The 15,746-nt window shown below is 69.9% G+C and carries 12 protein-coding genes; 6 read left to right on the forward strand and 6 right to left on the reverse strand.

The features are described 5' to 3' along the window. The first annotated feature begins 16 nt into the window (after nucleotides 1-16). From G6N37_RS00555 to G6N37_RS00565, 3 genes are read left to right on the forward strand one after another with little or no spacing between them, the layout of a single operon-like run. Nucleotides 17-1,015 carry an Acg family FMN-binding oxidoreductase gene (locus G6N37_RS00555; protein WP_163674477.1) on the forward strand — a complete coding sequence of 333 codons (999 nt, stop codon included), beginning with the start codon at nucleotides 17-19 and terminating at the stop codon, nucleotides 1,013-1,015. Nucleotides 1,016-1,064: 49 nt separating this feature from the next. After that, nucleotides 1,065-2,168 carry a 3-oxoacyl-ACP synthase III family protein gene (locus tag G6N37_RS00560; protein WP_163684382.1) on the forward strand — a complete coding sequence of 368 codons (1,104 nt, stop codon included), beginning with the start codon at nucleotides 1,065-1,067 and terminating at the stop codon, nucleotides 2,166-2,168. Continuing rightward, nucleotides 2,152-3,048 (forward strand): beta-ketoacyl-[acyl-carrier-protein] synthase family protein, encoded by an 897-nt coding sequence (locus tag G6N37_RS00565; RefSeq protein WP_163674480.1) that lies wholly within the window; start codon nucleotides 2,152-2,154, stop codon nucleotides 3,046-3,048. The genes G6N37_RS00560 and G6N37_RS00565 overlap by 17 nt, the downstream gene beginning before the upstream one ends. A 105-nt stretch (nucleotides 3,049-3,153) precedes the next feature. Here the strand turns inward: G6N37_RS00565 and ppsA are convergent, their stop codons facing one another. From ppsA to G6N37_RS00585, 4 genes are read right to left on the reverse strand one after another with little or no spacing between them, the layout of a single operon-like run. Then, the gene (gene ppsA, locus G6N37_RS00570; RefSeq protein WP_163674483.1) at nucleotides 3,154-5,559 is read right to left on the reverse strand and encodes a phosphoenolpyruvate synthase; all 2,406 of its coding nucleotides are present in this window, start codon (nucleotides 5,557-5,559) and stop codon (nucleotides 3,154-3,156) included. 25 nt (nucleotides 5,560-5,584) lie between these two features. Continuing rightward, nucleotides 5,585-6,613, reverse strand: a complete 1,029-nt coding sequence (locus G6N37_RS00575; protein WP_163674486.1) for a dihydroorotate dehydrogenase-like protein — start codon at nucleotides 6,611-6,613, stop codon at nucleotides 5,585-5,587. Beyond that, nucleotides 6,613-10,185, reverse strand: a complete 3,573-nt coding sequence (gene nifJ / locus G6N37_RS00580) for a pyruvate:ferredoxin (flavodoxin) oxidoreductase (protein WP_163674489.1) — start codon at nucleotides 10,183-10,185, stop codon at nucleotides 6,613-6,615. The genes G6N37_RS00575 and nifJ overlap by 1 nt, the downstream gene beginning before the upstream one ends. Further along, entirely contained in the window at nucleotides 10,182-11,855 is a 1,674-nt protein-coding gene (locus G6N37_RS00585) for an NAD(P)-binding protein (RefSeq protein ID WP_232075204.1), read from the reverse strand. Before G6N37_RS00585 ends, nifJ begins: the two co-directional genes overlap by 4 nt. Before the next feature lie 108 nt (nucleotides 11,856-11,963). On the opposite strand from G6N37_RS00585, the gene G6N37_RS00590 reads away from it, so the two are divergent. Beyond that, nucleotides 11,964-13,340, forward strand: coding sequence for a WS/DGAT/MGAT family O-acyltransferase (locus G6N37_RS00590; protein ID WP_163674495.1), 1,377 nt, complete (start codon nucleotides 11,964-11,966; stop codon nucleotides 13,338-13,340). On the opposite strand, the gene G6N37_RS00595 is transcribed toward G6N37_RS00590, so the two are convergent. Both G6N37_RS00595 and G6N37_RS00600 read right to left on the reverse strand, forming a co-directional pair. Continuing rightward, on the reverse strand, nucleotides 13,335-14,015 hold the full coding sequence (locus G6N37_RS00595; protein ID WP_163674498.1) for a PAS and ANTAR domain-containing protein: 681 nt from the start codon (nucleotides 14,013-14,015) through the stop codon (nucleotides 13,335-13,337). The genes G6N37_RS00590 and G6N37_RS00595 overlap by 6 nt on opposite strands. Before the next feature lie 91 nt (nucleotides 14,016-14,106). Further along, complete coding sequence (locus G6N37_RS00600) at nucleotides 14,107-14,556, reverse strand: Hsp20/alpha crystallin family protein (protein ID WP_163674501.1); 450 nt, start codon at nucleotides 14,554-14,556, stop codon at nucleotides 14,107-14,109. A 143-nt stretch (nucleotides 14,557-14,699) separates the two neighbouring features. On the opposite strand from G6N37_RS00600, the gene G6N37_RS00605 reads away from it, so the two are divergent. Then, a complete protein-coding gene (locus G6N37_RS00605; protein WP_163674504.1) occupies nucleotides 14,700-15,080 on the forward strand; it encodes a MerR family transcriptional regulator in 381 nt (126 codons plus the stop codon). Between the two features lie 77 nt (nucleotides 15,081-15,157). Further along, entirely contained in the window at nucleotides 15,158-15,694 is a 537-nt protein-coding gene (locus G6N37_RS00610; protein ID WP_163674507.1) for a DUF1360 domain-containing protein, read from the forward strand. The last annotated feature ends 52 nt before the right edge of the window (nucleotides 15,695-15,746 follow it).

The following is a 15,746-nucleotide window of genomic DNA, read 5'->3' on the forward strand; positions in this document are numbered from 1 at the left end:
CACCTGAATCGACGAAATGGTGGAGATGGACGCCGAAGTGCCGACCGAGGAGGTCATCCGGGAGGCGGTGACGCTCGCGTGTCGCGCGCCTTCGCTGCACAACAGCCAGCCCTGGCGCTGGGTGTCCGACGGCACGAGGCTGCACCTGTGGGCCGATCCGCGCCACGCGATGCACGCGACCGACCACACCGGCCGGGAGTTGATCCTGAGCTGCGGCGCCGTCCTCGACCACCTGCGGGTCGCCATGGCCGCCGCGGGCTGGGAAAGCGTCACCGAACGCTTTCCCACCGAGGGCAGACCGGATCACCTGGCGAGTGTGGGCTTCTTGCCCGTGGAGAACGTGACGGCACAGTGCCGGCTGCGGGCCGACGCGATCCGTAGCCGCCGCACCGACCGGTTGCCTCTGGGCGCGCCGACCGCGTGGCCGACGCTGCATTCGGCCCTGTGCCGCGCGGTGACCCCGTACGACGTCTCGCTGGACGTGGTCGACGACGACGAGCGGCCGAGGCTGGCCGAGGCGTCGCGGCTCACCGAGCAGTTGCGCCGAAGCGATACCTCCTACCTGACCGAATTACGTTGGTGGACATCGCCATTCGAGGCGAACGGCGACCACGTGCCCGAAAGCGCCCTGCTGTCCAGTTCCGAGGCCGCGCGCGTCGACATCGCCCGCGCGTTCCCGCCGGCGGGCGGGGGCCGCCGCCGCGCCGCGATCGAGGCGGACCACTCCAAGATCGTGGTCCTGTCCACCCATCACGACGACGCGCCGGCCGAAGTGCTGCGCTGCGGCGAGGCGCTGTCGGCGGTTCTGCTCGAGTGCACTGTGGCCGGCATGGCCACCTGCACGCTGACCCACATGACGGAGATGTCGCTGAGCCGCGACATCATCAGGCAGGTCACCGGCGGCTCCGGCCAGCCGCAGCTGCTGATCCGGGTCGGCCGGTCACCGGCCAAGGACCCACACGCGACACCCACCGCCCGGCGTCCGGTGACCGAGGTCCTCGAGATGGGTGGGTGACCGACATGCCAAGGACTACACCAAAGACGATGCCGAGGAGGTGCCATCGATGACCCGGCACTGGCTGGTGATGGAAACAACCGGGGACGGCGGTGAGGCCCCCTTCGTCGCGCGGGTGGCGGCCGCGGGCCGGCATCTGCCCGGCACCCACCTGACGACCGACGAGCTCATGGCGTCCACCCGCCACCGCACCCACATCGACCTCGAACGGCTGACCGGGATCCGCGAACGCCGGGTGTCGGTGGGCGATGAGGATTCCTACACCCTGGCCAGCTCGGCGGCGCTGAACTGCCTGGCCACCGCGCAGCAGGATCCGGCGGCGCTGGACGTGGTGATCAGCTGCAGCATCACGAAGTTCCGCGACGGGCTGACCCAGTGGCTCGAGCCGACCATGAGCAGCGCCGTGGCGCGCGGGATCGGGGCGGTGAACGCGATGACGTTCGACGTGTCCAACGCGTGCGCCGGAATGCTCACGGGCGTAACGATTTTGAACAACTGGATCCGCCAGGGCGTCGTCGAGCGCGGGCTCGTCGTCAGCGGCGAGTACATCTCGCAGCTTTCCAACAACGCCGCCAGGCACATCCGCAACATCATGAGCAAGGAGCTGGCCTGCCTGACCCTCGGCGATGCCGGCGCGGCGCTCCTGCTCGAGCGGGCCCCGGCCGGTTCGGCGGGCATCGCCCTGGCGGGCTTCACCACGGTCGCCGACTACAGCCGGCTCTGCCTGGCGTATCCGCAGGGGGACGACCCGGGCGCGAGGATGTTCACCAACTCCCGCGCCATCCAGAAGGCCGCGATCGCCGACACCCCGCTGCTGTTGAGCGAAGTGCTTGACACCGTTGGTCTTTCGATCCACGACATCGACCACGTCATTACCCACCAGACGTCCGCGCGCGCCATCCGCAAGGGCATGGCCCGGATGTCGGAGGTGTTCGGCGACAGCCCCCGCCACGACGCGGTGATCACCGTCGACCGCTACGGAAACACGGCCTCCACGACCCACACGGTCGCGCTCGTCGAGGAACTCGAGGCCGGGCGGATCAAGCCCGGAGAGCGGATCGCGTTGCTGGCGTTGGCCTCCGGGCTGGAGATCGGTGTGGTCTTGTTGACCCTGGACGAGGATGTGGTGAGCCGCTATGGGCACGGTGATTGATCGGATCGACCTCTCGCATCCGCGGCTACGGGGGCGCCACAGCGCGCTGCACCTGGCCGTCGTCGCCGCCAAGGACTGCCTGAAGCGCGCCGGATGCGATGCCTCGGACCTCGACCTCGTCGTCAACGCCGGCATTTACCGCGACCGCAACCTCGGTGAGCCGGCGCTCGCCGCGCTGATCCAGGACGACATCGGCGCCAACCCGGAGGACCCGCACGCGGGCGCCCACGGCACCTTCTCCTTCGACATCGCCAACGGCACCTGCGGGCTGCTGACCGCACTGCAGATCGTCGACGGGTTCATGCGCAGCCGCGCCATCCGGCGCGCGCTGGTGGTCGCCAGCGACGCCGACCCCGGCCACGGGATGAGCGAGCACTTCCCGTTCTCGGCCGTCGGCGCGGCGATGCTGTGCGGCTGGTCCGACGAAGACTACGGCCTCAGCCGGGTCTCCTGGGTGAACGACCCGAGTGAAGCCGGCGACGAAACCTTCAGCGCTACGGTGGGTTTCGCTGATTCCCGCAACATCCTGCGCTTCTCCGAGTCGGCGGCGATGGACGAGCGGTTCGCCGCGGCGGCCGGGCGGGCGGTGTCGGCGTGCCTGGAAGAGCAGTCGGTGCGGCTGTCCGACATCGACGCGATCATCGCCGCCCCCGCCCGGCCCGGATACCGCACCGCGCTCGGCGCCCGGCTGGGCGTGCCGGTCGAGGCGATCAGCGTCGCCGACGACGAACGCATGCACACCGCCGCCCTGGCCGCCGCGTTCGGGCAGCGGGCCGAGCGGTTGCCGGCGGGCGCGCGGGTCCTGTTCGTCGCGGCCGGGGCCGACGTCGTCGCCGGCGCCGCCCTCTATCGCCAGCCACCCGGGGCCACGGGGCCGTAACGAGGAAAACCCGTTACTGGTGAAGCGCTTCACCAGCCGTGAAGCGCTTCACTTCAGCAAGATTGCCCCGCGCTCAACCACGCGAGGTTGCGCTCAGCCCCTCGATCACCGCAGTTGCGCCGCTTGTTCGAGGTCCAGGATCTGCCGGGTGGTCTTGACCACCACGTCGGGGTTCAGGCTGATCGAGTCGATGCCGCAGCGGACCAGGAACTCGGCCATGTCGGGGTAGTCCGACGGCGCCTGACCGCACAACCCGGAGTGAATCCCGTTGCGGCGGCAGCCCTCCACGGCCAGGCGGATCATCTCCTTGACGCCGTCGTCGCGTTCGTCGTAGTCGAAGGCCACGATCTCGCTGTCCCGGTCGACGCCCAGGGTCAGCTGGGTCAGGTCGTTGGACCCGATGGAGAAGCCGTCGAAGCGCTTGGCGAACTCGTCGATGAGGATGACGTTGTTGGGGATCTCGCACATCGCGTACACCTTGAGCCCGTTCTCCCCGCGGCGCAGACCGTGTTTGGCCATCTCCGCCAGGACCAGGTCCGCCTCGGCCACCCGGCGCACGAACGGCAGCATCAGCACGACGTTGGTCAGCCCCATCTGTTCGCGCACCCGCTTCATCGCCCGGCACTCCAGCGCGAATCCCTCGGCGTAGGCCGGGTGCGCGTAGCGCGAGGCGCCGCGGAAGCCGATCATCGGGTTGCTCTCCGTCGCCTCGAAGCCGCTGCCGCCGACCAGGCTGGCGTACTCGTTGGTCTTGAAGTCCGACATCCGCACGACGACGGGCTTGGGCCAGAAGGCGGCGGCGATGGTGCCGATCCCTTCCGACAGGCGCTCCACGAAGAATTCGGCGCCGTCGGAATAGGCGTACGTCAGCGTTTCGATGGTCCGCCGGGCCTCGGGGTCCTCCACCCGGTCGGGGTGGAGCAGGGCCAGCGGGTGCACCCGGATGTACTCGTTGATGATGAACTCCATCCTGGCCAGCCCCACGCCGTCGTTCGGCAGGAACGACGTCTTGAACGCCAGATCCGGGTTGCCGAGGTTGACCATGATCTCGGTGTGCGGGCGCTCCTGGTCGGACACCTCGGTGCGATCGACGCGAAAGCCCAACTCGCCGCGGTACACCCGCCCCGTGTCGCCCTCCACGCACGACACCGTGACGACCTCGCCGTCGGGCACGCTCGTGGTGGCGTCACCCGCGCCGACGACTGCGGGGATACCGAGCTCGCGGGCGATGATCGCCGCGTGGCAGGTGCGCCCGCCGCGGTTGGTGACGATGGCCGCCGCGATCTTCATGACGGGTTCCCAGTCGGGCGTGGTGATGTCGGCGACCAGTACGTCGCCGGGCCGGAACTCCGACAGCTTCCCGAGGTTGTCCATCCGCCTGGCGATGCCCGTGGCGACCTTCTCGCCGACCGAGCGGCCCTCGGCGAGCACCTCCTTGCCTTCGGCGCCCTTGCCCTCGAGCACGTAGCTTTCGACGACCGTCAGGCTGCGCTGGGAGGCCGCGGTCTCGGGGCGCGCCTGGACGATGTAGAGCCGTCCGTCGAGACCGTCCTTGGCCCATTCGATGTCCATCGGCCGCCCGTAGTGGCCCTCGATGGCGCAGGCGTAGCCGGCCAGCTCGAGGACGTCGTCGTCGGTGACGCAGAACCGGGCCCGGTCGGCCTTCGGGGTGGGGATGTTGCGGACGGTGTTCTTCGTCTCGCCCTCGACGAAGATCATCTTGACCGCCTTGTCGCCGATCAGCCGGCGCAGCACCGCCCGGTGGCCGGCCTGATAGGTCGGCTTGTGGACGTAGAACTCGTCGGGGTCGACGGCTCCCTGGACCACGTTCTCGCCGAGCCCGTAGGCGCCGGTGATGAATACGACGTCGTGGAAGCCGGATTCGGTGTCCAGGGTGAACATCACCCCTGACGAGGCGAGGTCGGAGCGCACCATCTTCATGATGCCGATCGACAGCGACACCTTGAAGTGGTCGAAGCCCTGGTCGACCCGGTAGTGGATGGCGCGGTCGGTGAACAGGCTGGCGAAACACCGGCGGCAGGCGTCCAGCAGGCTCTCCGTGCCCTTGATGTTGAGGAAGGTCTCCTGCTGGCCGGCGAAGCTGGCCGTCGGCAGGTCCTCGGCGGTCGCCGAGCTGCGCACGGCCAGGCTGACGTCTTCCCCGTATTCCTCCTGCAGCTGGCGGTAGGCAGCCGTGATCTCGGCGGCGAGCTCCGGGGGAAGCCCTGCGCCGTAGACGATTTCGCGGGCCTGCTTGCCCCTGCGCGCCAGCGCGGTGACGTCGTCGGGGTCGAGGTCGTCGAGCGCGGCGTGCAGCGCGTCCCAGGCGCCCGCGCTGTCCAGCACGTGCCGGTAGGCCTCGGCGGTGATCGCGAACCCGTGCGGGACGCGCACGCCCTGCCCGGTCAGCTTCTGGAACATCTCGCCCAGCGAGGCGTTCTTCCCGCCGACCAGCGGGACGTCGGAGATGCCGATCTCCTCGAAGAAGCGGATGTAGGTGAAATCGCTCATGATGTTCTTCCTCCGGTGGGTTGGATCAATACGCTTCGTAGATACCGCTGTTCGCTTTTCGCATGGCCCAGACGTAGTCCGCGCGTTCCCGGGCGGCCAACGATCCAGGCTCCTCGCCGCCGGGCGCCGCCAGGAGCCCCCGCACCTCGTCGAGGCGCTGGAAACCCTTGCGGTCCATCCAGTCGGCCAGGTCCCGCAGCAGCACGGCCGCGTACTCGGGACCGTGGCGCAGCAGCGCCGACGCCGACTGGACGACGTCGGCCCCGGCCAGCAGGTACTTGGCCACGTCGCGGGCCGTCTCGACTCCGGTGCTGGCGGCCAGGCAGGCCTGTATCTGCCTGTGGAGCAACGTTATCCACGTCAGCGGTAGGCGGGTGTCCGCCGGGCCGGACAGCGAGACGGTGCGCACGGCGCCGAGCGTCTCGGGATCGATGTCGGGCTGCAGGAATCGGTTGAACAGGACCAGGCCGTCGGCGCCCGCCGTGTCCAGCCGGTGCGCCATGTCGGCGGTCGCGCTGAAGTAGGGGCTGAGTTTGACGGCGACCGGGATGTAGGCCGCGCCCTTGACCTCGGCCAGCACGTCGAGGTGGCGCTGCTCCACCGCGCGGCCGTCCACGCCGGCGTCGCCGGGCAGGTAGTAGATGTTCAGCTCGATCGCCGCCGCGCCGGCGTCCTGCATGCTGCGGGCGTAGTGCGCCCAGTTGCCGGGCGTGGCCGCGTTGAGGCTGCCGATCACGGGGACGTCGACCGCGGCGACCGCGCGCTCGAGCAGGCGCAGGTAGCGCTGGGCGCCGCTGCCGTTATCCGATGCCTGGACGGTGGCGGGAAAGTAGCTGAGCGACTCGGCGTAGCTTTCGCTGCCCTGCAACGCCATTGCCTCGTTGTGCGCCGCCTCCCGGCGCAGTTGCTCCTCGAACAGGGAGTACAGCACCACCGCCCCGACGCCCGCGTCGGCGAGCCGGCGCACCCCGTCGACCGTGCTGCTCAGCGGGGATGCCGATGCCAGCAGGGGGTTGCGCAGCCTCAGGCCCAGGTAGTGGGTGGTCAGGTCCATCAGCCCTCCCTCCGGGGGTCGGACGGGAAGTGGTGCGGGGCGCGGGAGGCCATCTCCTCGTAGACGTTCCAGCGCTGGTCGATCGACTCCTGCGCCAGCGCCGCGAGGCGTTCGGCCTCATCGGGGTCGGTGTTGAACAGGCTCCGGTAGCGCAGCTCGCGGTTGCGGTAGTCGGCCAGGGCCAGGCGGGGCCGGTGCGAGTCCAGCAGGAACGGCGGGTTTCCGGTGGCGCGCAGCACCGGGTCGTAGCGGATCAGCGGCCAGTGCCCGCTGGCGACGGCGCGGTGTTGCTGATCCAGGCCGTTGCGCATGTCGAAGCCGTGCGCGATGCAGTGGCTGTAGGCGATGATCAGCGACGGCCCGTCGTAGGCTTCCGCCTCGCGGAACGCCAGCAAGGTCTGCTGCGGGTCGGCGCCGAAGGCGACCCGCGCCACATAGACGTTGCCGTACGACATCGCCTGCAACGCAAGGTCTTTGCGTGGCACCGTCTTGCCGCCGGCGGCGAACTTGGCCACTGCGCCCAGCGGCGTGCTCTTCGACATCTGCCCGCCGGTGTTGGAGTACACCTCGGTGTCGAGCACCAGCACGTTGACGTTGTGGCCGCTGGCCAGCACGTGGTCCAGGCCGCCGGAGTCTATGTCGTAGGCCCAGCCGTCGCCGCCTACGATCCACACGCTGCGGCGCACCAAATGCTCGATGATGCTTCGCATTTCGTCGCCGACCGCCGGGTTCAGCCGGTCGAGCCGGCCGCGCAGCTCGGCGACGCGGCGGCGCTGCTCGTCCAGCTCGGATTCGCGGCGCTGCGGGGCGGCCAGGGCGGCGTCGACAAGGTCCGAGCCCAGCGCGTCGCGCAGTTCGGTCAGCCGCTGGCGGGCCTGGCGGAGATGGGTATCGGCGGCCAGTCGCAGCCCGAGCCCGAATTCGGCGTTGTCTTCGAACAACGAGTTCGACCAGGCGGGCCCGCGGCCCTCGGCGTTGGCCGTCCAGGGCGTGGTCGGCAGGTTGCCGCCGTAGATCGACGAGCAGCCGGTGGCGTTGGCGATCACCAACCGGTCGCCGAAGAGCTGCGAGAGCAGTTTGAGGTAAGGCGTTTCCCCGCAACCGGCGCACGCGCCGGGGAATTCGAACAAGGGCTGCAGGAACTGCGTGCCGCGGACGGTCCCGAAGTCGACCCTCGAGCGGTCGGCCACCGGCAGTGTCTCGAAGAACGCGATGTTCTCGCGTTCGTGGGCGACCAGCGGTTCGCGCGGCGCCAGGTTGATCGCCTTGGTCACCGGCGTGCCGGGCACCACGGCCGGGCAGGCCTGGACGCACAGGTCGCATCCGGTGCAGTCCTCGACGTAGACCTGCAGGGTGTAGCGGGTGTCGGGTAGGCCGACCGCGTCGAGCGGCGCCGAGGGGAACGTCGCGGGGGCGTCGCCGAGGTGTTCCTGGTCGTAGAACTTGGTGCGAATGACGCTGTGCGGGCACACGAACGAGCAGTTGCCGCACTGGATGCAGGTGTCGGGGTCCCAGACGGCGACGAGGTCGGAGATGTTGCGCTTCTCGTAGGCGGCGGTGCCGCTGGGGTAGGTGCCGTCGATCGGCAGGGCGCTGACGGGCAGCGCATCGCCGCGGCCGGCGATCATCTCGCCGGTCACCGCCCGCACGAATTCGGGGGCGTCGGGTCCGACCGGCGGTTCGAGCGCGACGGCGGACGTCGCGGTGTCCGGGACGTCGACCTGGTGCAGCCGTTGCAGGGCGCGGTCGACGGCCTCGGCCTCGCGGGCCACCACGTCGGCGCCCTGCCCGGCGTACGTCTTGGCCGCGCGCTCCTTGATCCGGGCGAGCGCCTGTTCGAGGGGCAGCACACCGGAGATGGCGAAGAAACAGGTTTGCAGGACGATGTTGATCCGCCCGGCGAGCCCCACCTCGCGGGCGATGCCGCTGGCGTCGACGACGTAGAGCCGGATGCGCCTGTCGAGGATCTGGCGCTGCACGCTGCCCGGCAGGGTGTCCCACACCTTCTCGGGCGGGCGCCTGGTGTTGAGCAACAGCGCGGCGCCCTCGGCGGCGCGGCCCAGCACGTCGAGCGTGTGCAGGAACCGTTCGTGGTGGCAGCCGACGAAGGAGGCCCGCTGCACCAGGTAGGGCGCGCGGATCGGTTCGGGCCCGAACCGCAGGTGCGAAACGGTCTGCGAGCCGGATTTTTTCGAGTCGTAGACGAAGTAGCCCTGGGCGTAGAGGTCCTCCTCGCCGCCGAGGATCTTGATCGTGTTCTTGTTGGCGCCGACGGTGCCGTCCGAGCCGATGCCGAAGAACACCGCGCGCACCGTGTCGGTCGGCTCGATGTCGAAGGCCGGGTCGTAGTCGATGCTCGTCTGACTGACGTCGTCGTCGATGCCCACGGTGAAGCGGGCCCGGGGCCGGTCGCGGGCCAGTTCGTCGAACACGCCGGCGACCATGGCCGGGGTGAATTCCTTCGACGACAGCCCGTAGCGCCCGCCGCACACCGTCGGCAGCGCCGACCGTTCGCCGCTCGAGTACGCCTCGGCGAGGGCGGCGACGACGTCGAGATACAGCGGCTCGCCGTGCGACCCGGGTTCCTTGGTGCGGTCGAGCACGCCGACCGCGCGCACGGTCGGGGGCAGGGCGGCCAGCAGCGCCCGCACCGGGAACGGCCGGTACAGCCGCAGCCGCAGCACCCCGACCCGCTCGCCGCGCGCGACCAGGGCCGCCACCGTCGCGGCGGCGGTCTCGGCGCCCGATCCCATCAGCACGACCACCCGGTCGGCCTGCGGGTGACCGGTGTACTCGACGATGTGCATCGGCCGCCCGGTGCGGCGGCCCAGCTCGGCCATCAGGTCCTCGACCACCTCGGGCACCCGCGCGTAGAACGGGTTGACGGTCTCGCGGGCCTGGAAATACGTGTCGGGGTTCTGGGCGGTCCCGCGGATGAACGGCCGCTCCGGGGACAGGGCGCGCCCGCGGTGGGCCAGCACCAGCTCCTCGGGAACCAGGGCCCGCAGGTCGTCGTCGTCGAGCAGCTCGATGGTGTTCAGCTCGTGCGAGGTGCGGAAGCCATCGAAGAAGTGCAAGAACGGGATTCGGGTGCGCAGCGCGGCCGCCTGCGCGACCAGGGCCAGGTCGTGGGCCTCCTGCACCGAGGCCGACGAGAGCAGCGCGAACCCCGTCTGGCGCACGGCCATCACGTCCTGGTGGTCACCGAAAATCGAAAGTCCCTGTGCGGCAATCGATCTAGCCGCGACGTGGATCACCGCCGAGGTCAGCTCGCCGGCGATCTTGTACATGTTCGGGATCATCAGCAACAGGCCCTGCGACGAGGTGAACGTCGTGGCCAGCGCGCCGCCCTGCAGGGCGCCGTGCAGCGCTCCGGCGGCCCCGCCCTCGCTCTGCATCTCCACCACCGTGGGCACCGTGCCCCAGACGTTGGGCCGGCGCCGGCTTGACCAGTCGTCGGCCAGCTCCGCCATTGGCGAGGACGGGGTGATCGGGTAGATGCAGCACACCTCGTTGAGGCGGTAGGCCACCGACGCCGCCGCCTCGTTGCCGTCGATCGTGGCGCGCGTCATCGCGGCTCCGGGACCATTTCGATGGCGTGCACCGGGCACTGCTCGTAGCAGGTGGCGCAACCGGTGCAGCGGTCGTAGTCGAAGCGGTAGCGGTGACCGGGCCCCAGCTTGATCACCGCGTCCTCCGGGCAGGCGCCCAGGCAGCCGTCGCACTCGAAGCAGTTGCCGCACGACAGGCACCGGCCGGCCTCGAACGTCGCGGCCTGCGCCGACAGGCCGCCGACGACCTCGTCGAATCCGCTGATGCGTTGCGCGGCAGGAAGTTCGGGCTCGGCGCGCCGGGAGGCGTCGCCGAAGTACCACAGGTGCAGCCGGTCGAACTCCGCGGTCGGATGCTTGGGCGCGCGTTCCCCGTCGGCGCCGCGCAGCCACGCGTCGATGTGGCGGGCCGCCTTCTTGCCGTGCCCGACGGCGACCGTCACGGTGCGCTCGCAGGGCACCATGTCGCCGCCGGCGAACACCCCCGGGCATCCGGTCATCAGCGACGACGACACCCGCACCGAGCCGTCGTCGTCGAACTCCACGCCGGGCAGGCTGCGCATGAACGCCGACTCGGTTTCCTGCCCCAGCGCCATGATCACGGTGTCGGCCGCGAGCGTCTCGAACTGCCCGGTAGGCACCGGGCGCCCGGAATCGTCGAGCCGCATGAGCTCCACCTGAAGCTCGGGGCCGTCGAAGGCGGTGATCGTGCGCAGCCAGTGGATCCGCACGCCCTCGCGCTCGGCCTCGGCCACCTCGTGGGAGTGCGCGGGCATCTGGGCCGCCGTGCGGCGGTAGATGATGACGGCGTCCTCGGCGCCCAGCCGGCGCGCCACGCGCGCGGCGTCCACCGCGGTGTCGCCGCCGCCGTAGACGGCGACGCGGCGGCCGAGTTCGGGTGTTTCGCCGGCGGCGACGGCGCGCAGGAACGAGACCGCGTCCAGCATCGCCCCGGCGTCGGCGGCCGGGATGTCCACGCGTTTGGCGAGGTGGGCGCCGACGGCGACGAACACCGCGTCGAAGCCCCCGGATTCGCGTTCGGCGGCCAGGTCCTCGACCCGGTGCCCGCACGTGAACTCCACGCCCAGCGCGGCGATGCGGTCGATCTCGGCGTCCAGCACGTCGCGGGGCAGCCGGTATTTCGGGATGCCGTAGCGCATCATTCCGCCCGGCTGCGCGGCGGTGTCACGGACCTCCACCCGGTGGCCGAGCCGCGTGAGGTGATAGGCGGCCGACAGCCCGCTGGGGCCGGCGCCGACCACCAGCACCCGCTTGCCGGTCGGCTGCGGGGGCGGGTCGAACAGCCATCCTTGCGCCCGGGCGGTGTCGCCGAGGAACCGCTCCACCGCGTGGATCGACACCGAGGAGTCCAGGTGCGCCCGGTTGCAGACGGATTCGCAGGGGTGGTAGCAGACGCGGCCGTGGATCGCGGCGAAGGGGTTGTCGGCGGTCAACTGCCGCCAGGCCGCTTCGATGCGGCCGGCCCGGGCGTGAGCGAGCCACGCCTGGATGTTCTCGCCGGCGGGGCATCCGGCGTTGCACGGCGGCAGCAGGTCGACGTAAATCGGCCGGCGTTCGCGGGCCGGTCCGGTGCGCGACCGCCCGTGCAGGAGGTCGGGCAGTGCGGTCAGGTCGGTGCGGGGCCCGGCGGCGAAAGCATCTGCCTCGCCGGTGAATTGCTCTCCCGTCACCCCCCTCACGATATGGCCGGGGGCGCGCCGCCACAGCCGCCGTTTGGCCTCAGTACCTGAGGACTTACGGCCCTGCCAACAGGGCATAGCGGCGCGGAAAGTAGCACCATGGAGCAATTGACCGCGCTCGATGCCGGCTTCCTGGAGGTGGAGGACTCCGACCCGCACGTGAGCCTCGCGGTCGGCGGTGTGTCGATCCTCGAGGGGCCGGCCCCGACATACGAGGAGTTCGCCGCTTCGTTCGCCGAACGGGTTGAGACGATCCCGCGCTGCAAGCAGGTCCTGCGGACACATCCGCTCGACCTGCGGCCGCCGGAATGGGTGGACGACCCGCACTTCGACGTCGGACGCCACCTGCACCGCGTGGCGCTGCCGCACCCCGGCGGCGACGCGGAGCTGTTCGAGATGATCGCCGCGCTGATGGAGCACCGGCTGGACCGGGAGCGCCCGCTGTGGGAATGCTGGATCATCGAGGGCCTCAGCAAAGACCGGTGGGCGGTGCTGACCAAGATCCACCACTGCATCGCCGACGGCATCGCGACGACCCAGCTCTTGGCGAAGTTCAGCGACGACGGTGACGGCGACACCTTCGCCGCCGACGTCGGCGCCGCCAAGAAACCCGCGGGCGCGGGTCTGCCCAAGATCAACCTCAACCCGTTGAGCTGGGTGAGCGGAATCGGTCGAAGCGCGCTCGGCGCCGTGGCCGCCGCCGAACGCGCGGCGATCGGCGCGGCCGAGCTGGCCGCCGGCCTGCTGCACCCCGCCCCCGAATCGTCGCTGAACGGGCCGGTCACCACGATGCGGCGGTACAGCGCGGCCCGGGCCCGGTTGGCCGACATGCACAAAGTCGCCCGGACGTTCGGTGTCACGCTGAACGACGTTGCGCTGGCTGCGATTACCCACAGCTATCGCGAGGTCTTGCTGGCGCGCGGGGAACAGCCCGGCCCGGATTCACTGCGCACGCTGGTACCCGTCTCGGTCCGCGCGGTCGACCACTTCAACGTCGCCGGCAACCGGGTCTCGGCGATGCTGCCGTTGCTGCCGGTCGAGGAGGCGGACCCCGTGGAGCAGCTGAAGCGCGTGCACGACCGGCTCGCCCACGCCAAGGCGAGCAGCCAGAGCGAGGGCGGCAGCGCCATGGTCGTGGCGGCCCAGCGCACCCCGTTCGCGCTGTCCGCGTGGGCGATTCGCTTGCTCTCCCGGTTGCCCCAGCGCGCGGTGGTGGCCTTGGCGACCAACGTCCCCGGCCCACGCAGCCGGCAGCGGCTGATGGGCCGCCGGGTGCTGGAGCTGCTGCCGATCCCGCCGATCGCCCTTCAGGTGCGCACCGGCGTCGCGATGCTCAGCTACGCCGACACCTTCGTCTTCGGCATCACCGCCGACTACGACACCGCGCCCGACATCGACACGCTCGCCTCCGGTATCGGGGACGGCATCGCGCAGCTCGTGGCGGCCGCCCGCGCCCGGCGCCGCAAGTCGTCATGACATGTCGGCTTGGGCGACGCGCTGATGGGCGGTCAGCAGTAAATGATCGAACTCCGGTCGTGCGCCCAGATGCAAACGGGCACCGCGGAAATCCTCGGCGATCTGCTCGGCGAGCGGTCGTAGTTTGATATTCGCTTCCTGGGAAAGCCATTTGAGTAACTCGAAGGCCGCGCCGGCGCTGATGCCGTAGACCAGCATCAGCATGCCCTTGGCCTGTTCGATGCCCGCCCGGTTCTCGCTGATCTCGGCCAGCTTGGCGCTGACGATCTCCTCGTTCGCCTGCCCCGGGGCTCGGGTGACGTCGATATAGAACCCATGCGTTCCGACCACGTCGCCGTCGTCGTCGAAGAGCCGGTCGCTCACCACGACGACGTGGCGCACGTTCCCGGCGGTGTCGACGATCCGATGGCGAGTGCTGAACGCCTGTCGGGTGTTCACGATCTGATCGATGGTGGCGGCGACCAGCCCGCGGTCGTCGGGATGCTTGTGCGAGAGCACCAGCTCGGTGGTCGGCGTGACGCTGCCGGGCTCATACCCGTGCATCCGTTGCACCTGCTCCGACCACTCCCAGCGCTGGTCGGTGAAGTAGAAGCGAAACCAGCCGGCCGGCTGCGCGGCGCCGCCGGCCAACGCCCGTTCGACGTCAGCCGTCTGCCCGTCGAGTTCCCACTTCATCTCGCACCCCGTCGAACCTGCTGCCCGGGAGCCGGGCGGCGGCACCGTGTGGTTGGCACGGGCCCGCGCCGCCGCCCTGCCCGGCCGGCGATCAGGCGTTGATGACCTCGCGCTGCGAGGCGTTCTGGTCGATGACGGTCTGCGCGTCACCGCGCTCGATGGTGATCTTGCGCGGCTTGGCCTTTTCGGCCACCGGAATACGCAGTCGCAGAACGCCTTCGCGGTAGGACGCCTCGATCTTGTCGGTGTCGAGGTTGTCGCCGAGCACCAATTGCCGGCTGAACACCCCGCGTGGCCGTTCGGTGGCCAGCATCTCGCGGTTGGGGTCGAGCCCGGGCCGCTCGGCGCGCACGGTCACCACGTTTCGCTCGATGTCGATGTCGAGCGAGTTGACGTCGATGCCCGGCAGATCGAACTCGACGAAGAAAACTTCGCCCTCGCGCCAGGCGTCCATCGGCATCACCGCCGGGCGGGCGGCCGTGCCGAACACCTGGTGGGCAAAGCGGTCGAGGTCACGGAAGGGGTCGCTCCGCATCAGCATGGTGGTCACCTCTCACTCCAATCTAGGCTGTGGTCTGGTAATTACCTATGTCTAATGACATAGATTTTGTATAGCACTGTCGACACAATGGCGCAACTGTGATAAATAGATTTTCTGAGCCGTCAGCTTCGAGGAGACGCGTGATGACCGACCAAACCGGCGATTCGGGTGCCCCGGCGCCCGATCACGGCGTGTACGGCATCTCGGTGGCCGCCGAGCTTTCGGGCATCGCCGTGCAATCGTTGCGCCTTTACGAACGCCATGGCCTGGTCACGCCGGCGCGCAGCGATGGCGGCACGAGGCGATACAGCGCCCACGACCTGGCCCGGCTCAGGCGCATCAGCGAGCTCGTCGACGCCGGCGTCAACCTCGCCGGCGTCGCCCGCATCCTCGACCTCGAGGATCACAACGCGTCGCTCTCGGCGGCCAACACCGACCTACGGTCCACCAACCATTCTCTGCGGAAGGCCGCGAGATCCGCGAAGTTCACCGCCGCCACCCGGCCCGGCGACCAAGAGGCCTGACCGCCACCTGCGCTCGCCGATTGCGCTCACCGACATCGGGTACCCAGCGTGCTGTGCCCTTGATTGGAGGAGATGCGATGGCAGAGGTGGCGGAAGCCAAGGCCCAGGTGCTCGACGGCGCACGGCGCGAGGCGGACGCCTACCGCGGTGAGGCGCCCCGGCCGCTGGGCGGCTACGTGGCGGTGCTGGTCATCTACTCCGTCGTGGTGGTTGTCGCGACCGTGGTCGCGCTGCTCAGCGGGCGCACACTCCCGGAGCGGTGGCGAATCCAGGACCTGATCACGGTCACCCTGGGCACCCACAAGCTGTCGCGGACGCTGGCCAAGGACGCGGTGACGAGCCCGCTGCGCGCGCCGTTCACGCGCTATGCGGGCACCGGCGGCCCGGCGGAGGTCAAAGAGGAAGTCCGCAACGACAGCCAACTGCGGCACAGCCTGGGGGAGCTGTTGACCTGTCCGTTCTGCCTGGACATGTGGGTGGCGACCGGCTTCGCCATCGGTCTGGTGTTCGCGCCGCGATTCACCCGCCTGATCGCCGGTGTGTTCACCGTGCTGGCCGGTGCCGACTTCCTGCAGCTCGGCTACGCGATGGCCCAGCGGTCGGCCGAAGGCTGACGAGCGCTCATCCGGTCTTCGGCATCGGGATGCCCTCCAGGCTCATCGACGT

Source organism: Mycobacterium seoulense (genome assembly GCF_010731595.1).
Taxonomy (GTDB): domain Bacteria; phylum Actinomycetota; class Actinomycetes; order Mycobacteriales; family Mycobacteriaceae; genus Mycobacterium; species Mycobacterium seoulense.